This window comes from Streptomyces sp. NPDC002306, from assembly GCF_053593435.1.
Window position 1 is genome coordinate 193,130 of sequence record NZ_JBSFCK010000012.1, and the last position, 19,856, is coordinate 212,985.

Sequence of the window (19,856 nt, forward strand, 5' to 3'; positions counted from 1 at the left end):
CCGCTCGGGCAGGGCGGTCGGGCCGGCCTCTCCCCAACGCCCGCCGCGCGGACGCACGGTGGGCCCCCTCCCGGGCCGGGCCACCCTCCGTGATCGGACGATCATGGAACCGTGACCAACCACATACGGTCTGAGTAGCGGCCCGGTAGCGCAGTGTCAGTGCTTGCCCCTAGGCTTGCCTCCATGTCCCCGCAATCCATGACCCCTGGTTCCGTGCGGTCCGCTGCCGAGGTGAACGAGCAGATCCGGGCGCTCTGGCTGCGCGCGGGCGGCTCCCTGTCGGCCCAGGAGCGCGCGGAGTACGAGTTGCTGGTGGTCGAGTGGGCCGCGGCGATCCGCAGCCGCGTCGCCAGAGCGGCCTGAGGCGCCGTCCTACCAAGCCGAGGCGACCCGACGCCTCGACCGGGCCGACCCGAGGACGGCCGTACCAGCGGCGCGGCGTCCGGCATCAAGATCGGCGGGTCCCCCGCCCATGGCGCAATATGAACATATGGGTGTACGGCGCGTATCGGTCGACCGCCTCCTGGAGCAGCCCCTGAGCCGCGGACTGGTGGCGGTCCCCTTCGTGCTGATCGTGGCGATCAGCGTGGTCGACCTCCAGGTCCCGACCAACGTCCATCTGGGCCCCCTGCTGGTCATCGCGCCCGCTCTCGCCGCCTCCCTGGCCGGGACGCGCACGACCGCCGTGGCGGGGTTCCTGGCGGTGGCGGCCCAGGTGCTCATCGCCGTGTTCCACGGCGGACTGAACACGGCCAACCACATGGCGCAGATCGCCGCGCTGATCCTGCTCTCCGCCCTGACGGTCTTCCTGCGCCATATCCAGGAGCGGCGCGAACGCGCGCTGAGCCTGGCCCGGTCCGTGGCCGAGACGGCACAGCACGTACTGCTGCGGCCCCCGCCACGCCGGGTCGGACCGTTGCGCGTGGCCTGGCTGTACCTGTCCGCCGAGGACGAGACCCAGATCGGGGGCGATCTGTTCGCGGTCGCGCGCTCCGGCTGTTCCGCCACCCGCGTGGTCATCGGCGACGTCCGGGGCAAGGGCCTGGCGGCCATCGCCGAGGCCTCCCTCGTGCTGGGCGCGTTCCGTGAGGGCGCGCACCGGTACGCCACCCTGCCCGAGCTGGTCGGGGCCGTGGAGGAGAGCGTGCACCGGAATCTGGCGGACGTGGTGGACAGCGACCACGACCTCGGCGAGCACTTCATCACCGCGCTCCTGCTCGACATCCCCGACCACGAACCACAGGCCGAGATGATCAACTGCGGCCATCCCCCGCCCCTGCTGGTGCGCGGCCACGAGGTCGTCGCGCTGCCCGCCCGGCACCCGGCACCGCCGCTGGGCCTGGGCGAACTGCCCGCACCGGACCGGGGCCGCCCGGCCGACTCCTTCACCGTCGAGGCCGGCGACATGCTGGTGCTCTACACCGACGGCGTAGTCGAAGCCCGCTCACCGGCCGGGGCCTTCTATCCGCTCGTCGAACGGGTCGCGACCTTCCTGCCCGCGGCCGGTCCCGAGGCGCTGCTGCGGCACATCCACCGCGACCTGCTCGACCACGTCGGAAGCAGCCCCGCCGACGACGCGGTCATCCTGGTGATCGAGCGGACCGCCGCCCGCCACCTCCACCGGCCGCACCTGGGCGTCCACCTCGACGGCCACCCCCGGGCGCACGCGGGCGACCCTCCCCGGCAGCCGTCCGACTGATCACGGTCCGTCCGTCGTGGGGGTGACGGCGGATCCCCTCCCGTCCCCTCCCGCCCGACCCCGTCCTGCCCGTCCCCGTCCTCCCCGTGCCGCTCCTGCCCGCCCCGCTCCGGGTCGAGTCCCTCCCCGGCAGCCCGTGTCGTGTCGTCCCGCATCGCCCGCGCGGCCGTCCGTTAGGGTCGCATCGCCATAAAGGTCCCGATCTTCCCGGAGGGCAGGACAGCGGAGATCAATCGCGAGCGCGCCGTCAGGACCCTGACGTTCTGGCTGCGTCCCTCCTTCGCCTTGCGTGTCATCAACCGGTTCCAGAAGATCGTGGGCTTCGACCGTTCGATGGCCCTGGCCTCCACCGCGCTCACCGCGCTCATCCCGCTCGCGATCCTCACCAGTGCCGTACTGCACAACGTCACGGCCTACGACCCCGGCGAGCGCATCATCAGCCGCTACGGTCTCACCGGCGCGGGCGCCGACGCGGTCACCGCGCTGTTCTCCTCCGCCGAGGAGAACAGCGCGGGCGTCGGTGTCTTCGGGTTCCTGTTCCTGACGATCTCCGTGCTGAGCTTCGCGCGCGCCGCGCAGCGGCTGTTCGAACAGACCTGGCAGCTGAAGCCGCTCAGTGTGCGCAACACCCGCAACGGCCTGTGGTGGATCGTCGCCCTGGCCGTCTACTCGACGGTCACCGGGTGGATCCACGCGATCCTGGGCGCGGGCCCGCTGGCCCCGGCGGCCGGGGTGTTCGACCTACCGCTGACCGGCGCCTTCCTCGTCTGGAGCGGCCGGCTCCTGTCCGCGCAGCGGATCGGCTGGGCGGATCTGTTGCCCTTCGGGGTCACCGCGGCCGTCCTGACGGCGGCCTACTCGGTCGGCGCCACCGTCTATCTGCCGCGCCTCTTCAACACCTACGCCGAACGCTACGGAGCGGTCGGCGCCGTCTTCGCGATGATCTCGGCCCTCTTCGGCGCGATGTTGGTCATCGTCGCGTCGGCGGCGCTGGGCCGGGAGGTACGCGAGGAACTCACCCGGATCCGGCACGGTCACCGCCCCTCGGACAACGAGGTGCGCCGTCAGTGGGACTCCGTGGTCGAACAGACCCGCTCCCGTTGGCGCACCGCACGGGCACACGTCCCCCACCGCCGCTCCAAGCGCCCGAAAGGGACGTAGCGAACGTACGAAGGCCACGACGGACCACCGGGGACCACCGGCCGACACTCGGCGACCCGGCGACCCGGCGACCCGGCGACCCGGCGACCCAGGTGCGTACCGTCACCTCGGGTGAGTCGTCACCCCGGGTTGACCGTCACCTTGGGTTGGCCGTCACCGGGCACGAATCCCACAACTCCACCCCCGCCGTGAGCAGTTCCACCACCGCGCGTCGCTCGTCGGACGTCCAGATGGCGGTCTCGCCACCGAAGATCTTTTCGTAGGCGCTGTGGTGCACCGGTCCCTGCCGGGGCAGTCGGTCGGCGTCGTCCACGCCCCGGGCCAGGTCCTCGAAGAAGTTCCACGCATCCAGCACGGCGCCCGGCGGGACCTTCCGGTGGACCGGGTCGTCCAGCCAGCGCTGGACACGCACCAGTTCGAGCGTGTCGACCTCCACGTCGGCGAGCGTGCGCCCGTGCCGGCGCGCGTACGCCCGGATCTGCCGGGCCGTCGCGAACAAGGGAACGCGCCGACGGCCGTCCCCGGCCGTCAGGGCGAGCACCCGGTCGGGTTCGTCGTCGCGGCCGGCGATCCACAGGACGGCTCCGGAACGCCCGCGGCCACGTATCCGGTAGCCGTACAGACGCTCCCCCACCCGACCCGAACCGGCCGCGAGCGGGGCTTCCCCCTCGGCCGCCGTCATCTCGCGCCCACCTCAGTCCCGCTCCGCGTCACCGGCCGGGCGTCCGGAACGCGGCCGTTCGAGGTCACCGAACCATGAACAGCCCGTCAGGAACAGCGAATATCACCGCACGCCCCTTGGCGCGGCCCGTCCCATGCCCAACACTGAGCCGATGACGCAGCGTGTGGAGCTCGCGACGGTGATGGACCGGCTGGCCGTGGACGGACTGGTCACCGACTACGCGGTCGCGGTGGACGACGGTGACTGGGCGGCGTACCGGGGACTGTTCACCCCGGACGGGCGCGCGGACTACCGCTCGGCCGGCGGCATCGAGGGGGACGTCGGGCAGGTCACCGCCTGGCTCGCGGACAGCATGCGGCTGTTCTCCATGCGACAGCATCTGATCGTCAACCGCCGGGTGCGTTTCGGGGTCCTGGACCAGGACACCGGGGACACGGCCCGTATCCAGGCCGACTACCTCAATCCCATGCGCTTCGCGGTCACCGACGGTGAACCGGAGGACACGGCACCGGACTTCGTGTGCGGCGGCCGTTACGCCTTCGCCCTGCTGCGCACGCGCGACGGCTGGCGGCTGCGCGAGGTGGTGGTCGAGGAGAAGTGGCGCCGCCTGCCCCACCGTCTGCCCGACCTCGGGGCTGACGCCGTCACCGGTCCCGTGGCCGACCCGGTGGCCGACTGAGCCGAGGCCCTCTGTCGTACCTCCTCACCCGGCGCGCAGACTGGGAGCACCCGGCCGGGGTAGGGAGGCTCGGTATGAGGACGCTCGAACACTGGCTCGCCTCCCCGTGGCGTCGTACGACGCTCGCGGCACTGGCGGGTGCCCTGCCCGTGCCGGCGTTCCCCGCGCCCTCCCTGTGGTGGTTCGCGTACGCCGCCCTGGTGCCGTGGATCCTGCTGGCGCGCTCCGCGCCGAGCGGACGGCGCGCGGCCTACGACGGCTGGGCGGGCGGCTTCGGGTTCATGCTGGGCATGCACCACTGGCTGCTGCCGAACCTGCATGTGTTCACGCTCGTGATAGCGGCGCTGCTGGGTGCGCTGTGGGCGCCGTGGGCCTGGCTGGTGCGCCGCTACCTGGCCGGGGTGCCGTCCCGGAGCCGGGTCGTGGCCGCGCTCGCCGTCCTGCCCTCAGGGTGGCTGGCGATAGAACTGGTGCGCTCCTGGCAGGGCCTGGGCGGGCCCTGGGGCATGCTCGGCGCCACCCAGTGGCAGGTGGAGGCGGCGCTGCGCCTCGCGTCGGTCGGCGGGGTGTGGCTGCTCAGCTTCCTGGTGGTGGCCGTGAACGTCGCGTTCGCCGTGCTCGCCTCGGTCCGGGAGTCGCGGATGCCGGCGGTGGCCGGTCTCGTCGTGACCGCCGCGGCCACCTCGGCCGCCTGGGTGTGGTCGCCGCGCCCCGATGTCGACGGCCGGGCGCGGATCGCCGTCGTCCAGCCCGGGGTGGTCGCGGGCACGGACAGCGTCGAGCGCCGCTTCGCCCGGGAGGAGCGGCTGACGCGCGCACTCGTCGGGCGGGACGTCGACCTGATCGTCTGGGGCGAGAGCAGCGTCGGCCTCGATCTGGGCGAACGGCCCGATCTGGCGCGGCGGATCGCCGTGCTGTCCCGGGACACGGGCGCCGACATCCTGGTCAACGTGGACGCCCGCCGGTCCGACCGGCCCGGCATCTACAAGAGCTCGATCCTGCTGGGTCCGGACGGCCCGACCGGCGACCGCTACGACAAGATGCGGCTGGTCCCCTTCGGTGAGTACGTCCCGGCCCGCGCGCTGCTCGGCTGGGCGACCTCGGTCGGCGAGGCGGCGGGCGAGGACCGCAGGCGCGGCACCGGGCAGGTGGTGATGGACGCCGGGCACGGGCTGCGCGTCGGCCCGATGGTGTGCTTCGAGACCGCGTTCCCCGACATGACCCGCCATCTCGCCGAGGACGGCGCCGACGTGCTGGTCGGCCAGTCGTCGACGTCGTCGTTCCAGCAGAGCTGGGCCCCGGAGCAGCACGCCTCGCTGGCCGCGCTGCGGGCCGCGGAGACCGGCCGCCCGATGGTGCACGCCACGCTGACCGGGGTCTCCGCCGTGTACGGCCCGAGCGGGGAACGGACCGGGCCGTGGCTGGGGACGGGCGCGAGCGCCTCGCGGGTGTACGACGTGCCGCTGGCCACGGGCGTCACCCCGTACGTCCGGTTCGGGGACTGGCCGGCGCACGTGGCGCTGCTGGTGCTCGCGGCGCTGTGTCTGACCGAGGGCGCGCGGGCGGTCAGGCTGCGCCGGAGCTCTCCCGTACCGCGTGTACCACGCGCTCGCACAGCTCATGAGTCGCCAGTGCGTCCCGGGCGCTGAGCACCGTGCCCGCGCGCACGGCGTCGAGGAAGGCGAGGACGGCCTGCTCGATACCGCGCTGCCGGGCCACCGGAACCCAGTCGCCGCGTCGGCGTACCGTGGGCTGGCCCTTGTGGTCGACCGTCTCGGCGAGGTTGATCACCTGGCGCTTGGTGTCCTGGCCGGACACCTCCAGGATCTCCTCGGCGGAGCCGCTGAGCCGGTTCATCACGCCCAGCGCGGTGAAACCGTCCCCGGCGAGCTGGAGCACGACGTGGTGCAGCAGGCCGTCGCGGACCCGGGCGCGCACGCTCACGTCGTCCACCGCGCCCGGCACCAGGAAGCGCAGGGTGTCCACGACGTGGATGAAGTCGTCGAGGATCATCGTGCGCGGCTCCTCCGGCAGCCCGATGCGGTTCTTCTGCATCAGGATGAGTTCGCGCGGGTGCTCCAGGCACTGCGCGTAGCCGGGTGCGTAGCGCCGGTTGAAGCCGACGGCGAGTGACACGCCACGCTCCTCGGCGAGCGCCACGAGCCGTTCGGAGTCGGCGAGTTCGTAGGCGAGCGGCTTGTCGACGTAGGTCGGTACGCCGGCCTCCAGCAGCCGGGTGACGATCTCGGGGTGCACGCCGGTGGGCGCGTGCACGAACGCGGCGTCGAGGCCCTGGGCCAGCAGGGAGTCGAGGTCCCCGTGGCGCTGCGCGTCGGGCAGACGCAGGGTGTCGGCGACCCGGTCGAGGGTGGCGGGGGTCCGGGTGTGCAGGTGCGGTTCGACCCCCGGCTGGACCCCGAGCACCGGCAGATACGCCTTCTGCGCGATGTCGCCGAGTCCGATGCAGCCGACCTTCACGGGTGCTCCCTCACTGCTTGTCCACGCCTGCCTCCACGGCAGCATACGGGCGCCGCGGCGGCCGCCGGTCGGCGGTGCCACCGGAGCCTCGCGCGAGGTCCCGCCGCCGGGGTGAGCCGTGCCAGGGACCGGCCGGCGACGGAAATACCCTGGTGGGACAGGCCGCGGTGGGCCAGGATGCGAGCATGACGACCGAGCGCAGCGAACCCGCCCAGAACGCCGATGAACGCACCATGCTCGAAGGCTGGCTGGACTACCACCGGCAGACGCTCGCCCACAAGTGCCAGGGCCTGACCGACGAACAGCTCAGGACCGCGTCCGTGCAGCCGTCGGAGCTGTCCTTGATGGGTCTCGTACGGCACATGGCCGAGGTGGAACGTGGCTGGTTCCGCAAGGTGTTGACGGGCGACGACCTCAGCCCGCTGTACTACAGCGACGAGGACCGGGACGGCGAGTTCCACCTCACCACGGCGGACACCTGGCAGGAGGCGTACGACAGCTGGCAGGCGGAGATCGCGGTCGCCCGGCGCAACGCGTCCGGCTTCGGCCTCGACGACCTCTCCAAGGGGCGGAGCAGGTCCACCGAGGAGCCGTTCAGCCTCCGCTGGATCTACACGCACATGATCGAGGAGTACGCGCGCCACAACGGCCACGCCGACCTGATCCGCGAACGCATCGACGGTGTCACGGGCGACTGACGTCAACCTCGGCAAGGGCGAACCCCCCTTACGGGGTGCGAGATCACCCGTATGAGGCAACCTTCGCTCGTCGACCGTGCCCTGCGGGGTCCGAGCCACCAAAGTGGCGCGGGTGCATCGAACGACGACCACCGCAACGCTCCTGGTCTCCGTGGCCGTCTCGGCCCTCACCGGCTGTGTGACGGTCCAGCGCCCGCCCGCGGCCCGGCCCACGTCCGCTCCGACGGCGCCCGCGCCGGTGCCGGTGCCCCGGCCGGACGGCGAGGCCGAGCCGCAGGTGGTGCAGGCCCCGGCACGGGAGGCACTGGAACTCGTGGGGCCGTCCCGGCCCGCCGGGACGACGGCCCCGGCGCGGCGGCACGCGGCACCGGCCGCGCAGGCGCCGGCCCCGCGCACGGCACCGCACGACCACCCCGGGTCGCCCCGTCCGGAGGCCCGGCGCTCCGCCCGGCCGCGCGCCGCGATCCCGGACGTGTCCGAGGCGGTGCGCGGGAACACCGACGTGTGTGCGCTCGGCAGGAAGTACGGCGGCTGGCGGGGGGACAGCCCCGAGACCACGATCTGCGAGCAGGCCTACGGACGTTGAGCCGTGACGGGACGGCACCGGGTCCCGCGAGGGCGCCGGCCCGGCGCCCTCGCGGACTCCTCAGCGCCGGGCCTCCGCACTGACCTGCCCGGACGCCTCCAGGGCCGTCACCGCGCCGGCCCACACGCTCCGGCCTCTCAGGGCCGCTGCCGTGGGGGCGCCCAGTTCCCCTCGTCGGTGTCGTCCCCTTCGCCCAGCCGCAGTTCCATCCGGCTGATCTCCGCCCGGACCCCGTCCCCATAGGTGTCGTCGCCCAGGACACCCGCGGCCCCCCGGGCCCGGCGGACATGGCTGCGGGCGGCGTCACGGCGGCCGAGCTTCACGTAGTCCGCCGCGAGGTTCAGGTGCAGCGACGGATACAGCGCCCGTACGGCGACCGCTCCCTCCCCGTCGGCGTCGTCCCGGCGCCCGGTGAACCGCTCCTCCGTGAGTTCCTCGGCGGCCGTCAACGCCCTGAGATCCCAGGCGAGTTCGTCGTCGGGTTCGTCCTGGGTGTCGGCGAGGTAGTGGGCCAGGGTGCAGCGGTGCAGCGGGTCGCCGTGCGCACCGATCTCCGTCCACAGGTCCAGGAGGCGACGGCGGGCCTCCTCGCGGTCTCCCCCGTGATGCAGCATCACGACCTGTCCGATCCGCGTCAGTACGGCCTCGGACGCCGTCTGTTCCTGTCGCTCCGCCACCGCGTCCTCCGCGTGCTCGTCGGCCGTCCTCGCCGGTCCGTCCCGACCGACGCTAACGGCAGGCACCGGCGATCCGGGGCAGGCGGCACCGGGCCGGCCGGTGAAGGGACCGGCCCGGCGGCGGCCGGCCCAGGCGCTCGGCCGGTCAGCCCAGGTTCGGGACGGTCCAGTCGATCGGCTCGTGGCCCTGGCGTGCCACCGCCTCGTCGATCTGCGTGAACGGACGGGACCCGAAGAACTTCTTGGCCGACAGGGGCGAGGGGTGCGCGCCCTTGACCACCACGTGCCGGGTCTCGTCGATCAGCGGGAGCTTCTTCTGCGCGTAGTTCCCCCACAGGACGAAGACCGCCGGGTCGGGCCGGTCGGCGACCGCGCGGATCACCGCGTCAGTGAACTTCTCCCAGCCCCGGCCCTTGTGCGAGTTCGCCTCGCCGGAGCGGACGGTGAGCACCGCGTTGAGCAGCAGCACGCCCTGCCGGGCCCACGGCATGAGGTAGCCGTTGTCCGGGATCGGCGCGCCGAGTTCCTCGTGCATCTCCTTGTAGATGTTGCGCAGGGACGGCGGGATCTTCACACCGGGGCGGACGGAGAAGCACAGACCATGACCCTGGCCCTCGCCGTGGTAGGGGTCCTGTCCGAGGACCAGCACCTTGACCTGGTCGTACGGCGTGGCGTCGAGGGCGGCGAAGACCTCCTCGCGCGGAGGGTAGACGGGCCCCTTCGCTCGCTCCTCCTCGACGAACTCCGTCAGCTCCTTGAAGTAGGGCTGCTGAAGTTCGTCGCCCAGCACCCCGCGCCAGGACTCGGGCAGCATGGCGGTGTCGGTCACGTCAACGTCCTTATGTCGTGCGGTCGCTTCCAGGCCTCAGAACCTACAGGCGACCACTGACACCCGGCCCCGCGGACGGAACTACCAGCTGGTCTTGCGGGACAGCTCCCACATCATCATGATCGTCGACGGGTCCAGCGCCCGTTCTCCGCCCGAGATGTCCACGTTGGCCGCCACGTACTGCCTGCCCTGCCACAGCGGGAGCAGCCGCGCGTCGTCGACGAGGATCTGCTGGGCGTCCTCGAAGTCGCGCACCACGTTGGCGCGGTCGCTCTCCCGGCGGGAGCGGGGCAGCAGTTCCTGGGTGATCTTCTTCGCCTCGTAGGGCGTGCCGAGGGCGTTGCGCTCACCCACGAACGGTGCGATGAAGTTGTCCGGGTCCGGGAAGTCGGGGAACCAGCCGCGCCCGAACACCGGGTACTCGCCCTTCTGGTAGCCGTCGACATAGCTCTTCCAGGGCCGGGTCTTGAGGGTGACCGTGAACAGGCCCGAGGCCTCCAGCTGGCGCTCGATCTCCTTGAACTGCAGGGCCGTCTCGGAGCCGTAGCGGTCGCTGGTGTACCAGAGGGTGAGCGGGACGGGCTCGGTGATGCCCGCGTCGGTGAGCATCGCGCGGGCCTTGGTGGTGTCCGGGGAGCCGAAGTCGTCGAAGAAGCCCGTGGTGTGTCCGGTCAGGCCTTTGGGGACCATCGAGTACAACGGGTCGACGGTGTCCCTGTAAATCTTGTGGGTGATCGCCGACCGGTCGATGAGCTGCGCGATGGCCTTGCGGACGGCGCTCTTGCCCGCCCAGGGGTCCTTCGGGTTGAACACCAGGTAGCTGATGTCGGTGCCCGTGCCCTCGATCAGCTGGAGGTCCTTCTCGGTGCCGTTCTTCTCGAGGGCGACGATGTCACCGGCGGCGAGACCGCGGTAGGTGACGTTGATCTGGTTGTCACGCAGGGCCTTCACCATGGCGGACGAGTCCTGGAAGTAACGGATCGTCACCGCGCCGTTCCTGCGCTCGGCGAAGCCGTTGTAGTTGCCGTTCGAGACGAGTTCGGCCCGCTTGCCCTCGTCGTACGACCGGAGGCGGTAGGGCCCGGATCCGTAGACCTTGCCGTCCTTGCGGAGGGAGTTGGCCGGGTATTCGCCGGGGTCGACGATGGACATGGCCGGGGTGGCGAGAACGAACGGGAAGGTCGCGTCCGGCTGGTTGAGACGGAACACGATCTCGCGGTCGCCGACCGTCTCCACCTTGTCCAGGCTGCCCAGCAGACCGGCCGGACCGGTGGCCGCGTTGATCTTCTTGATCCGGTCGATCGAGTGCTTGACCGCCTTCGCGTCGAGCGCGTCACCGTCGGAGAATTTCATGCCCGCCCGCAGCTTGCAGCGGTACGTGCGGTTGGAGCCGTCGGTGAACCCACAGCTCTGGGCCGCGTCGGGCTGCGGCGTCGTCGCGCCGTTCGGATAGGCCAGCAGCGTCTGGTAGATGTTGCGGAACAGCTCCCAGGAACCGTCCCACGAGGCGGCGGGGTCCAGCGTGCTCGGGGCGCTGGTCGTCCCCACGACGATCGGTCCCTGACTGTCCGCGTCGCCGTCCGTGAAGTAGCCGCATCCAGCCACCAGGGATATGGACGCGAGTGCCGCCGCTCTCCGTAGGCTTCGCTTCCGGTTGAACACGCGCACGCTCCTCGATCTGCCATACCAAGGGTCGGCAGACCATACCGCAGTGTGACGGGAGTTCAACCTGCTTCGCTCGGGGTGCGAGATCGACTCGCGGATGACGACGTTGTCATGTGTCCAGGCGTCGCCGGTACGACGCGAACGGGCGCCGTTCTCCCCGGAATTCGTGGGGATCCGTGAGGATCCGTCAGGGGGAAACGGCGCCCGTACCGGGGCCGCGCGGCTCAGCCGACGCCGGCGTTGAGGAAGATGCCACCGTCGACGACGAGGGTCTGACCGGTGATCCAGTCGGACTGCGTCGATGTCAGGAACGCGGCGGCGCCGCCGATGTCCGAGGGCACACCGAGCCGGCCCAGCGGGTACGACGCGGCCGCCTCGGCCTCCCGGCCCTCGTACAGGGCCTGCGCGAACTTGGTCTTCACGACGGCCGGGGCGATCGCGTTGACCCGGACCTTCGGCGCGTACTCATGGGCCAGTTGCTGCGTCAGGTTGATCATCGCGGCCTTGCTGACGCCGTAGGCGCCGATGAAGGGCGAGGCCGAGATACCCGCGACGGAGGCGATGTTGACGATCGCGCCGCCGTTGTCCTTCTGCCAGGCGTGCCAGGTGCGCTGGGCGAAGCCGAGCGCCGAGATCACGTTGGTCTCGAAGACCTTGCGCGCGACATCCAGGTCGAGGTCGGCGATCGGCCCGAACACCGGGTTCGTACCGGCGTTGTTAACCAGGAAGTCGACGCGCCCGAAGGCCTCCATGGTGCGTTCGACGACGACGGCCTGATGGTCCAGGTCGTGGGCCTTGCCGGCGACGCCGATCACCCGGTCGGCGCCGAGCTTCTCGACGGCCTCCTTGAGGGCGTCCTCGTTGCGGCCGGTGATGCAGACCCGGTCGCCGCGGGCGACGAGCGCCTCGGCGACGCCGTAGCCGATGCCGCGGCTGGCACCCGTGACTAGGGCGACCTTGCCGGAGAGTTCAGTCATGTCCGTGATCCTTAGTCGAGCGGTCCGCCGGCGACGTACAGCACCTGGCCGGAGACGAATCCGGCGTCCTCACCGGTGAAGAAGGCGATGGCGTTGGCGATGTCCTCGGGCTCGCCGACGCGCTGCACGGGGATCTGGGTGGCGGCCGCGGCCTTGAACTCCTCGAAGCCCATCTTGACCCGGTCGGCGGTGGCCTTGGTCATCTCGGTGGCGATGAAGCCGGGGGCGACGGCGTTGGCCGTGACGCCGAACCTGCCGAGCTCGATGGCCAGGGTCTTGGTGAAGCCCTGGAGACCGGCCTTGGCGGCGGAGTAGTTGGCCTGGCCGCGGTTGCCGAGGGCGGAGGACGAGGAGAGGTTGACGATCCGGCCGAAGCCCGCCTCCACCATGTGCTTCTGGACGGCCTTGGTCATCAGGAACGAGCCGCGCAGGTGCACGTTCAGGACCGTGTCCCAGTCCGTGGCGGTCATCTTGAACAGCAGGTTGTCGCGGAGCACACCGGCGTTGTTGACCAGGATGGTCGGGGCGCCGAGCTCCTCGGCCACGCGCGCGACCGCCGCCTCGACCTGGGCCTCGTCCGAGACGTCCGCGCCGATGGCGACGGCCTTGCCGCCGGCGGCGGTGATCTTCTCGACGGTGTCCTTGCAGGCGGCCTCGTCGAGGTCGATCACGGCGACCGCGCGGCCTTCGGCGGCCAGTCGTACGGCGGTGGCGGCGCCGATGCCGCGCGCTGCGCCGGTGACGACGGCGACCCGCTGCTCAGTGGTGGACATTGCTGGTTCTCCTCGCGCTTGAGATGCGGCTCCCACGGTACGCCCCTCCGGTGAGCGACCGCTTAGTACCTTCAGCAGACGTGACGCTAGAAGCGATGGCACCCGGTGTCAACGGCACACCGCGCGCGCGTGGCCCATTACCTGACCAGCAGGTCGAGCAACCGCTCCGCCTCGGCCGCCGCGTCGGTGGTCAGACCGGTGTGCACGGGTCCCGGCTGGACGACCGTGGAACGCGGTGCGATCAGCCAGCGGAAGCGTCGGCCGGCGTCGTCGCCCGCGGCCTGCCCGGCCGCCTCGCCACCGGCGCACACGCCCTCCACCGCGCGCAGCGCGGCCTGTACCCCGGCCAGGTCCACGTCCGGGTCCAGGGCCAGCAGCCTGGTCTCGTCGAGGTGCGTGCGCACGCCGACGAAGGACTCGGCCCGGCAGTAGACGAGCACACCGGCGTTGATGCACTCGCCGCGCTCGACCCGGGGCACCACCCTCAGCACCGCGTACTCGAAGACGTTGCGCCCGCTCACCGGACCCCCTCGATGCGCTCGTGGACGTGACCCGCGCGCGCGAGCAGCGTACGCGCGTAGGCCTGCCGGAGGTCGTCCGGTGTGGCGAAGCCCGGCTCGTCCGTCAGCCACACGTCCGGGATCCCGGCGGTGACCTCGGTGAGGAGTTCCTCGGTGACCAGCGGCGCGAGGTCGGCGGCGGCCGCGGCGACATCCGGCGCGAACGGCCTGAGCGCGTGGTCGGAGATGTCGTACGGGCGGGCCGCGGAGGCTTCGGCGCCGCGCCAATTGTGGTGCCAGATCATGGTGGCGCCGTGGTCGATGAGCCACAGCTCGCCCCGCCACATCAGCAGGTTGGGGTTGCGCCAGGAGCGGTCGACGTTGTTGACGAGCGCGTCGAACCAGACGATCCGGCCGGCCTCCTCGGGGCTCACCCGGAAGGCGAGCGGGTCGAAGCCGAGGGCGCCGGAGAGGAAGTCCATGCCGAGGTTGGTGCCGCCGCTGGACTTGAGCAGCTCCTGCACCTCCTGGTCGGGTTCGCCGAGTCCGAGGACCGGGTCGAGCTCGACCGTCACCAGAGCGGGCACCCGAAAGCCCAGCCGGCGGGCGAGTTCCCCGCACACGACCTCGGCGACGAGCGTCTTGCGGCCCTGTCCGGCGCCGGTGAACTTCGTGACGTACGTCCCGAAGTCGTCGGCCTCGACGAGCCCCGGCAGCGAGCCGCCCTCACGCAGGGGCGTGATGTAGCGGGTCGCGGTGACTTCCTTGAGCATCGCCCCAGGTTACTGGGGCGATCGCCGTCGGCGGACGTCGGCCGCTCCCGATGGCGCGGTGGATACGCGCCCATCTGAACGGCCGGTCCGCGCAGGCCGTACTGGTGTGCAGATCACCAGGGATCGAGGGTGTCGAGGAAAGGGAACGTCAGGATGACCAGCGAATCGCTTCAGCCCGTCACCGGCCCCAGCCGCCGTACCGTCGTGGCGACGGTCGGGGCGGCCGGGATCGCCGTCGCGCTGACCGCGTGCGGGTCGGGGGACGGGGACAAGGAGGCCGCCGCCGGCTCCGAGGGGGCCGCCGGCACCGTGCTCGCGAAGACCTCGGAGATTCCGGAGGGCGGTGGCAAGATCTTCACGGATCCGGCGGTGGTGGTCACGCAGCCGACCGCGGGCACGTTCAAGGCGTTCTCCTCGAAGTGCACGCACAAGGGCTGCCCGGTGACGAGCATCGCGAACGGCGTGATCGTCTGTCCTTGTCACCACAGCGAGTTCTCCATCGAGGACGGCAGCGTGAAGCACCTCCCGGCGACGAGCCCGCTGTCCGCCGTCGAGATCACCGTGTCCGGGGAGGAGATCAAGCTGGCCTGAGCGCGGTCAGCCGGGCCCGGCCCGCCGTGGCCGCCGCAGGCAGCCGAGCAGTTCGCCGGTGGTCGTGAGGGTCGCCACGAGGGCGAGCGTGTGACGGATCATCGCCGAGGTGTAGTCGGAGGGCACCCCCGCGATGGCGTCCGTCGGCACGACGGCGGTGTAGCCGCGGTTGACCGCGTCGAAGACGGCGTTGGGGATGGCCACGTTGGCGGAGACGCCGGTGACGATCAGTGTGCGACAGCCGAGGTTGCGCAGCAGCGCGTCGACGTCGGTGCCCTGAAGGGGGGACAGGCCGTGCAGACGCCGTACCACGAAGTCGCGCTCGGCGACCTCGATCGGGGGCGCGACGCGCACCGCGGTGGTCCCGGCCAACTGCTGGACGGGCAGCCGCTCGGCGGCGCGGAAGAGACGGGCGTTGCGACTGGCGCCCAGGCCGTCCGGACGGCGCTCGGCGACGGCGTGGATCACCTGGATCCCGCTCTCGTGCGCGGCGGCGACCAGCCGGGCGACATGGGCCAGGGCGCCCGACGACTTCGCCTCGCGGGCGAGTTCGGGCAGTGCGCTGTCGGGACCGACGACGCCTTGCTGGCATTCGACGGTCAGCAGCACCGTGCTCACGGGTTCGAGGAGGCGGGACAGCTGTTCTGACGACGGCATGGCTCTTCCTTGTCGCCGACGGTGTCGGGCGGGCGAGACTAGCCACCATTGCGCGGGGACGGAAGACGAACCATTCTTTTCTGACGTGACGTCAGAGGATCTCAGGGGATCCGCCCCACTCGGGGACGGCCTCCTCTGACACGACGTGAGGAAAGAAGAGGGGGCAGCATGACCGTCACGCAGCGCCGGGGCCGCAAGATCATGATGACAGCCGGGGAACTGGACGAGTTCCTCACCACCCAGCGCACCTGCCGGGTCGCCACCGTGTCGGTCGACGGCGCGCCGCACGTCAGCACGTTGTGGTTCGCGTGGGACGGCACCTCGATGTGGCTGTACTCGGTGGTGCGCAGCAAGCGCTGGACCGATCTGCGCCGCGATCCCCGGGTGGCGATCGTGGTCGACACGGGCGAGGAGTACGACGAACTGCGGGGCGCCGAGCTGTCCGGGACCGTGGACTTCGTGGGCGAGAGCCCGCGCACCGGCGAACTGCGCGCGGAACTCGACGTCCCGGAGACCCTGTTCGCCCGCAAGAACTTCCGCCTGGAGGAGATGCCGCACGACGGGCGGCACGCGTGGGTGCGGCTGACGCCCGAGAAGATCGTGTCCTGGGACTTCCGCAAACTCGGTACCGCGTAGGGGCGTTCAGCCCACCCGCCGCGCCGCCGCCCGCAGTGCCTCGACCGCCGCGCGGATCGACGGGCGGCGGTCGGCGTCGGCGCGCCAGACGACGTAGACGTGCCGTCGCACCCGCTGCCGGAGCGGGACGGTGACGACCCCCGGCGGCATCGGGTCGCGGCCCAGCAGGGGCGCGACGCACACTCCCAGGCCGGCCGCGACCAGTCCCAGCTGGGTGTGCGTCTCACCGGCGCGGTGGCCGACGATCGGCTCGATGCCGCGCGAGCGCAGCGTGTACATCAGCCACTCGTGGCAGAACTCGCCCTCGCCCCAGGTGATCCACTCGTCCTCGGCGAACTCTCCGAGGTCCACCTCGTCCCGCCCGGCGAGCGGATGGTCCGCCGGCAGGGCCACGTCGGCGGGGTCGTCGAGGATCGGCGCCTTCGCCAGACCCTCCGGCAGCGGGATCGGCTTGTTGTACCAGTCGAGTACCACCGCGAGGTCCAGGTCGCCGCGCACCACGGCGGCGATCCCGTCCTCGGGTTCCAGCTCGCGGGAGCGCACGCGCAGCGCCGGGTGCTCGGCGCGCAGTGCGGCCAGCGCGGTGGGGAACAGGCCGCGGGCGGCGGTCGGGAACGCCGACAGCCTGAGCTCGCCCACGACCTGTCCGCGCTGCGCCTCCAGATCGGACTGGGCGAGCCGTACCTGCGAGAGGATGCGCGCCGCGTGGTCGGCGAGCAGCCGGCCCGCGTCCGTCAGCCGTACACCCCGGCCGTGTCTGGCGAGGAGTCGCTGCCCGACCTCCCGCTCCAGCTTGGCCAGTTGCTGCGAGACGGCCGACGTGGTGACGTGCAGTCCCTCGGCCGCCGCGCTGACGGAGCCGTGCCGGGCGAGGGCGTCGAGGGTGCGCAGCCGCTCAAGGTTCAACATGCAGGGGATGCTACGAGGGGAATGGGCACGGCCCTCAGACCTAGGGGAATGGGCACGGCCCTCAGACCTAGGGGAATCGGCACGGCCCTCAGACCTAGGGGAATCGGCACGGCCCTCAGACCTAGGGGAATGGGCACGGCCCTCAGACGTAGCGTCGGGCCGGGGCAGGGCCCATCGCGGCCGCCACCGCGTCCGCCAGGGGTCCGGTCTCCTCGTCCGTCAGGGTCGAGACGGTGATCCGGACGCCGGGGGGCGCGCTCATCCGGAAGCGCGCGCCGGGCGCGACCGCCCAGCCGGCGTGCAGCAGTCGGGCGACGGCGCCGGTCTCGTCGGGGACCGGGATCCAGACGTTCATACCGCTGCGCCCGCGGGCTTCGATCCCCCGGTCGGCGAGCGCGCCGATCAGCGCGTCCCGCCGCCGCCCGTACGCCGCCGCGACCACCGCCGTGTCCACCGCCGCGTCGGTCCACAGCCGCAGCACCGCCCGCTGGGTGATCCGGCTGACCCAGCCGGGCCCGAGCCGCTGCCGGCCGCGGACCCGGTCGAGGGTGACGGTGTCCCCCGTGAGCACCGCGAGCCGCAGGTCGGGGCCGTAGGCCTTGGCGACCGAGCGGATGAAGGCCCAGCTCCGGGTGGTGCCCGCGAGCGGATGCAGGGGGAGGTCGACGATCCGGTGCCCGTGGTCGTCCTCGATCAGGAGGGTGTCGGGGTGGGCGCGGAGCACCGCCCGCAGGGCCCGCGCGCGCGGGGTGCTCACCGCGGCGCCGGTGGGATTCTGCGCCCGGTCCGTGACGATCAGGGCGCGCGCCCCGGAGTCCAGCGCCCGGCGCACGGCGTCCGGGACCGGGCCGTCGTCGTCGACGCCGACGGCCACGACACGCAGCCCGAGCGCCGGTACCAGGTCCAGCAGACTGCCCCAGCCGGGATCCTCGACGGCGACCGTGTCCCCGGGCTTGAGGTGCGCCGTGAGGACCCGTTCCACGGCGTCCAGCGACCCCGAGGTGACGGCCAGCGCGCCGTCCGGCACCCCGTCGGCGTCCAGGTCGGCCCGCGCGACGCGCGCCAGCTCGGGGTCCACCGGATCGTCGCCGTACAGGACCGGCTCCCGGTCGGCCCGCTCGGCGGCCCAGGCGAACGCGGGGCCGAGCGACGGCAGCAGCGCCGGGTCCGGGTTGCCGTCGGCCATGTCCCGTACGCCCTCGGGCACCTCCACCCGGAAGTGTTCGCGTCCTGTCGTGGCCGGCCTGGCCCGCACCCGGCTGCCCCGCCGGCCGGAGGTCTCGATGACCCCGCGCTCGCGCAGGGTGCGGTAGGCGGCCGCGACGGTGTTCGGGTTCACCCCGAGCCTCTCGGCCAACTCCCGCATGGGTGGCAACAGTTGGCCGGGGCGCAGCCCACCGTCGCCCACCGCGCGCTCGACGCTCGCCGAAATGTCCGCTGCGCGCCGACCCTGGATCGGATATTCTCCTAGCACAAAGTCAATTATGCACTAGTGCAATGGAGAGCGCGATGCAGGGGACCGCCCAGACGCCGCAGGCCGCCTACCGTCCGACCGACCGCACGGTCCCCACCCGTGCCGCGGACCGGGCCTCCTACGACAAGGAACTGGTGCACGCGATACTCGACGAGGGTTACGTCTGCCACCTCGGCTTCGTGCGCGACGGCGTGCCGGTGGTGCTGCCCACGCTCTACGGCCGGGTCGGCGAGCGGCTCTACGTGCACGGCTCGACGGGCTCGCGTCCGCTGCGGATGACGGGTCAGGCCGACCCGGGGCTGCCGGTGTGCCTGACGGTCACCCACGTCGACGGACTGGTCCTGGCACGCTCGGCCTTCCACCACTCGATCAACTACCGCTCGGTGGTGGTGCACGGCGTCGCCCACGACGTGACGGACCCCGAGGAGAAGCGGCGGGCACTGGACGCCCTCGTGGACCACGTCGTACCGGGCCGCGCCGCCGACTCCCGGCCCGCGAACAAGAAGGAACTGGCCGCCACCTCCGTGATCCGCCTCGACCTGGACGAGGTCTCCGCGAAGCTGCGCACGGGGGGCGTGAGCGACGAGCCCGAGGACCTCGCCCTCCCCCACTGGGCCGGCGTCGTCCCCCTGCGCAGGGGCTACGACACCCCGCTCCCCGCCCCCGACCTGACCCCCGGCACCGAACTGCCCGGCTATCTGGCCGGCCTGTGATGCTGATCCACCCCTGGGACGCGCCGCGTGACGACGCCGAGTGGCAGGGCTGGCTGGCGACGCACGACTTCGGGCAGCTCGCGGTCAACGGCTCCCCCGGCGAGCCGCCGCACGTCCAGCCCCTGCACTTCGCCTACGACCCCGGGCGAGGTGAGGTCCTCACCCACCTCGCCCGTCCCAACCCGCTCTGGCCCGCCCTGGAGGCGAATCCGGAGGTGGTGCTGAGCGTCGTCGACGACTACGTCTTCGTGCCCGGCCCCTGGCAGGCGCCGCCGGACGGCCCGTCCGAGCACGGCACTCCGACCAGCTTCTACGCGGCGGTCCAACTGCGCTGCACGGCCCACGTCGTGGACGACCCGGCGGCCAAGGCCGAACTGCTGAACCGCCAGATGGGCCACTTCCAGCCGGAGGGCGGCTCGGCGACGGTGGCGGTCGGCGAGGCACCCTACGGTCGTCAACTGTCCGGCATCCGCGGAGTGCGGCTCGAAGTGAAGGGCGTGCGGGCGAAGTTCAAGTACGCGGGCAGGCACCCGGACGGGATCCGGGCACGGATCGCGACCGGCCTGACGACCCGCGGCGGCCCGGGCGACACGGCCGCACGCGAACATCTGCTGCGCAGACCCTGACCTGGGCGGCACCAGCTCGCGACGCACCCGCGCGCGCCCGTGATACCCGGGGCAGTCGGCCCCACCGGCGTCG

Annotated in this window: 23 protein-coding genes; 11 read left to right on the forward strand and 12 right to left on the reverse strand. The window is 72.0% G+C overall.

Features of this window, described 5'->3' with window-relative positions:
• Positions 1 to 183: 183 nt before the first annotated feature.
• From ACWCQK_RS24235 to ACWCQK_RS24245, 3 genes are all read left to right on the forward strand, one after another.
• The gene (locus ACWCQK_RS24235) at positions 184 to 363 is read left to right on the forward strand and encodes a hypothetical protein (protein ID WP_451158141.1); all 180 of its coding nucleotides are present in this window, start codon (positions 184 to 186) and stop codon (positions 361 to 363) included.
• A gap of 127 nt (positions 364 to 490) precedes the next feature.
• On the forward strand, positions 491 to 1,699 hold the full coding sequence (locus ACWCQK_RS24240) for a PP2C family protein-serine/threonine phosphatase (RefSeq protein WP_451158143.1): 1,209 nt from the start codon (positions 491 to 493) through the stop codon (positions 1,697 to 1,699).
• 285 nt (positions 1,700 to 1,984) lie between these two features.
• Positions 1,985 to 2,860 carry a hypothetical protein gene (locus ACWCQK_RS24245; RefSeq protein ID WP_451158145.1) on the forward strand — a complete coding sequence of 292 codons (876 nt, stop codon included), beginning with the start codon at positions 1,985 to 1,987 and terminating at the stop codon, positions 2,858 to 2,860.
• A gap of 136 nt (positions 2,861 to 2,996) precedes the next feature.
• Here ACWCQK_RS24245 and ACWCQK_RS24250 read toward each other — a convergent pair whose 3' ends face one another.
• On the reverse strand, positions 2,997 to 3,542 hold the full coding sequence (locus ACWCQK_RS24250) for a hypothetical protein (RefSeq protein ID WP_451158147.1): 546 nt from the start codon (positions 3,540 to 3,542) through the stop codon (positions 2,997 to 2,999).
• Between the two features lie 151 nt (positions 3,543 to 3,693).
• On the opposite strand from ACWCQK_RS24250, the gene ACWCQK_RS24255 reads away from it, so the two are divergent.
• Together ACWCQK_RS24255 and lnt are read left to right on the forward strand one after the other, a co-directional pair.
• Positions 3,694 to 4,221: a nuclear transport factor 2 family protein gene (locus ACWCQK_RS24255; RefSeq protein WP_451158149.1), complete on the forward strand. Its 528-nt coding sequence runs from the start codon at positions 3,694 to 3,696 to the stop codon at positions 4,219 to 4,221.
• A gap of 74 nt (positions 4,222 to 4,295) precedes the next feature.
• Positions 4,296 to 5,870: an apolipoprotein N-acyltransferase gene (gene lnt / locus ACWCQK_RS24260; protein ID WP_451158151.1), complete on the forward strand. Its 1,575-nt coding sequence runs from the start codon at positions 4,296 to 4,298 to the stop codon at positions 5,868 to 5,870.
• Here the strand turns inward: lnt and ACWCQK_RS24265 are convergent.
• Positions 5,788 to 6,699 (reverse strand): Gfo/Idh/MocA family protein, encoded by a 912-nt coding sequence (locus ACWCQK_RS24265; RefSeq protein ID WP_451158153.1) that lies wholly within the window; start codon positions 6,697 to 6,699, stop codon positions 5,788 to 5,790. The two genes, lnt and ACWCQK_RS24265, sit on opposite strands and share 83 nt — an antisense overlap.
• A gap of 185 nt (positions 6,700 to 6,884) precedes the next feature.
• On the opposite strand from ACWCQK_RS24265, the gene ACWCQK_RS24270 reads away from it, so the two are divergent.
• Together ACWCQK_RS24270 and ACWCQK_RS24275 are read left to right on the forward strand one after the other, a co-directional pair.
• A complete protein-coding gene (locus ACWCQK_RS24270; RefSeq protein ID WP_451158155.1) occupies positions 6,885 to 7,397 on the forward strand; it encodes a DinB family protein in 513 nt (170 codons plus the stop codon).
• Between the two features lie 112 nt (positions 7,398 to 7,509).
• Complete coding sequence (locus ACWCQK_RS24275) at positions 7,510 to 7,983, forward strand: hypothetical protein (RefSeq protein ID WP_451158157.1); 474 nt, start codon at positions 7,510 to 7,512, stop codon at positions 7,981 to 7,983.
• 137 nt (positions 7,984 to 8,120) lie between these two features.
• On the opposite strand, the gene ACWCQK_RS24280 is transcribed toward ACWCQK_RS24275, so the two are convergent.
• From ACWCQK_RS24280 to ACWCQK_RS24310, 7 genes are all read right to left on the reverse strand, one after another.
• Positions 8,121 to 8,660: a hypothetical protein gene (locus tag ACWCQK_RS24280; protein ID WP_451158159.1), complete on the reverse strand. Its 540-nt coding sequence runs from the start codon at positions 8,658 to 8,660 to the stop codon at positions 8,121 to 8,123.
• 145 nt (positions 8,661 to 8,805) lie between these two features.
• Complete coding sequence (gene ung / locus ACWCQK_RS24285; RefSeq protein WP_451158161.1) at positions 8,806 to 9,489, reverse strand: uracil-DNA glycosylase; 684 nt, start codon at positions 9,487 to 9,489, stop codon at positions 8,806 to 8,808.
• An 81-nt stretch (positions 9,490 to 9,570) separates the two neighbouring features.
• Entirely contained in the window at positions 9,571 to 11,151 is a 1,581-nt protein-coding gene (locus ACWCQK_RS24290; RefSeq protein WP_451158163.1) for an ABC transporter substrate-binding protein, read from the reverse strand.
• Positions 11,152 to 11,378: 227 nt separating this feature from the next.
• Positions 11,379 to 12,131: an SDR family oxidoreductase gene (locus tag ACWCQK_RS24295; RefSeq protein WP_451158165.1), complete on the reverse strand. Its 753-nt coding sequence runs from the start codon at positions 12,129 to 12,131 to the stop codon at positions 11,379 to 11,381.
• 11 nt (positions 12,132 to 12,142) lie between these two features.
• Entirely contained in the window at positions 12,143 to 12,904 is a 762-nt protein-coding gene (fabG, locus tag ACWCQK_RS24300) for a 3-oxoacyl-ACP reductase FabG (RefSeq protein WP_451158167.1), read from the reverse strand.
• Between the two features lie 137 nt (positions 12,905 to 13,041).
• The gene (locus ACWCQK_RS24305; protein WP_451158169.1) at positions 13,042 to 13,425 is read right to left on the reverse strand and encodes a DUF3037 domain-containing protein; all 384 of its coding nucleotides are present in this window, start codon (positions 13,423 to 13,425) and stop codon (positions 13,042 to 13,044) included.
• Positions 13,422 to 14,177 (reverse strand): HipA family kinase, encoded by a 756-nt coding sequence (locus tag ACWCQK_RS24310; protein ID WP_451158171.1) that lies wholly within the window; start codon positions 14,175 to 14,177, stop codon positions 13,422 to 13,424. The genes ACWCQK_RS24305 and ACWCQK_RS24310 overlap by 4 nt, the downstream gene beginning before the upstream one ends.
• Before the next feature lie 153 nt (positions 14,178 to 14,330).
• Between ACWCQK_RS24310 and ACWCQK_RS24315 the strand changes: the two genes are divergently transcribed.
• Positions 14,331 to 14,768 (forward strand): Rieske (2Fe-2S) protein, encoded by a 438-nt coding sequence (locus tag ACWCQK_RS24315; protein ID WP_451158173.1) that lies wholly within the window; start codon positions 14,331 to 14,333, stop codon positions 14,766 to 14,768.
• A gap of 6 nt (positions 14,769 to 14,774) precedes the next feature.
• Here the strand turns inward: ACWCQK_RS24315 and ACWCQK_RS24320 are convergent, their stop codons facing one another.
• Positions 14,775 to 15,425, reverse strand: coding sequence for a cysteine hydrolase (locus ACWCQK_RS24320; protein ID WP_451158175.1), 651 nt, complete (start codon positions 15,423 to 15,425; stop codon positions 14,775 to 14,777).
• Positions 15,426 to 15,593: 168 nt separating this feature from the next.
• Here ACWCQK_RS24320 and ACWCQK_RS24325 point away from each other — a divergent pair, with 168 nt between their 5' ends.
• Entirely contained in the window at positions 15,594 to 16,061 is a 468-nt protein-coding gene (locus tag ACWCQK_RS24325; protein WP_451158177.1) for a pyridoxamine 5'-phosphate oxidase family protein, read from the forward strand.
• Between the two features lie 6 nt (positions 16,062 to 16,067).
• Here the strand turns inward: ACWCQK_RS24325 and ACWCQK_RS24330 are convergent, their stop codons facing one another.
• Positions 16,068 to 16,970, reverse strand: coding sequence for a LysR family transcriptional regulator (locus tag ACWCQK_RS24330; protein WP_451158179.1), 903 nt, complete (start codon positions 16,968 to 16,970; stop codon positions 16,068 to 16,070).
• Positions 16,971 to 17,112: 142 nt separating this feature from the next.
• On the reverse strand, positions 17,113 to 18,444 hold the full coding sequence (locus ACWCQK_RS24335) for an aminotransferase class I/II-fold pyridoxal phosphate-dependent enzyme (RefSeq protein WP_451158181.1): 1,332 nt from the start codon (positions 18,442 to 18,444) through the stop codon (positions 17,113 to 17,115).
• 35 nt (positions 18,445 to 18,479) lie between these two features.
• Here ACWCQK_RS24335 and ACWCQK_RS24340 point away from each other — a divergent pair, with 35 nt between their 5' ends.
• Positions 18,480 to 19,157, forward strand: coding sequence for a pyridoxamine 5'-phosphate oxidase family protein (locus tag ACWCQK_RS24340; RefSeq protein ID WP_451158183.1), 678 nt, complete (start codon positions 18,480 to 18,482; stop codon positions 19,155 to 19,157).
• Positions 19,157 to 19,783, forward strand: a complete 627-nt coding sequence (locus tag ACWCQK_RS24345; RefSeq protein ID WP_451158185.1) for an FMN-binding negative transcriptional regulator — start codon at positions 19,157 to 19,159, stop codon at positions 19,781 to 19,783. Before ACWCQK_RS24340 ends, ACWCQK_RS24345 begins: the two co-directional genes overlap by 1 nt.
• Positions 19,784 to 19,856 lie beyond the last annotated feature (73 nt).

Bases quoted from the DNA above. Each gene is read 5' to 3' on its own strand.
- fabG (WP_451158167.1), bottom strand. From the start codon at position 12,904: ATGTCCACCACTGAGCAGCGGGTCGCCGTCGTCACCGGCGCAGCGCGC.
- ACWCQK_RS24255 (WP_451158149.1), top strand. From the start codon at position 3,694: ATGACGCAGCGTGTGGAGCTCGCGACGGTGATGGACCGGCTGGCCGTG.
- ACWCQK_RS24330 (WP_451158179.1), bottom strand. From the start codon at position 16,970: ATGTTGAACCTTGAGCGGCTGCGCACCCTCGACGCCCTCGCCCGGCAC.
- ACWCQK_RS24345 (WP_451158185.1), top strand. From the start codon at position 19,157: ATGCTGATCCACCCCTGGGACGCGCCGCGTGACGACGCCGAGTGGCAG.
- ACWCQK_RS24240 (WP_451158143.1), top strand. From the start codon at position 491: ATGGGTGTACGGCGCGTATCGGTCGACCGCCTCCTGGAGCAGCCCCTG.
- ACWCQK_RS24310 (WP_451158171.1), bottom strand. From the start codon at position 14,177: ATGCTCAAGGAAGTCACCGCGACCCGCTACATCACGCCCCTGCGTGAG.
- ACWCQK_RS24315 (WP_451158173.1), top strand. From the start codon at position 14,331: ATGACCAGCGAATCGCTTCAGCCCGTCACCGGCCCCAGCCGCCGTACC.
- ACWCQK_RS24320 (WP_451158175.1), bottom strand. From the start codon at position 15,425: ATGCCGTCGTCAGAACAGCTGTCCCGCCTCCTCGAACCCGTGAGCACG.
- ACWCQK_RS24325 (WP_451158177.1), top strand. From the start codon at position 15,594: ATGACCGTCACGCAGCGCCGGGGCCGCAAGATCATGATGACAGCCGGG.
- ACWCQK_RS24235 (WP_451158141.1), top strand. From the start codon at position 184: ATGTCCCCGCAATCCATGACCCCTGGTTCCGTGCGGTCCGCTGCCGAG.
- lnt (WP_451158151.1), top strand. From the start codon at position 4,296: ATGAGGACGCTCGAACACTGGCTCGCCTCCCCGTGGCGTCGTACGACG.
- ACWCQK_RS24295 (WP_451158165.1), bottom strand. From the start codon at position 12,131: ATGACTGAACTCTCCGGCAAGGTCGCCCTAGTCACGGGTGCCAGCCGC.
- ACWCQK_RS24340 (WP_451158183.1), top strand. From the start codon at position 18,480: ATGCAGGGGACCGCCCAGACGCCGCAGGCCGCCTACCGTCCGACCGAC.
- ACWCQK_RS24250 (WP_451158147.1), bottom strand. From the start codon at position 3,542: ATGACGGCGGCCGAGGGGGAAGCCCCGCTCGCGGCCGGTTCGGGTCGG.
- ACWCQK_RS24270 (WP_451158155.1), top strand. From the start codon at position 6,885: ATGACGACCGAGCGCAGCGAACCCGCCCAGAACGCCGATGAACGCACC.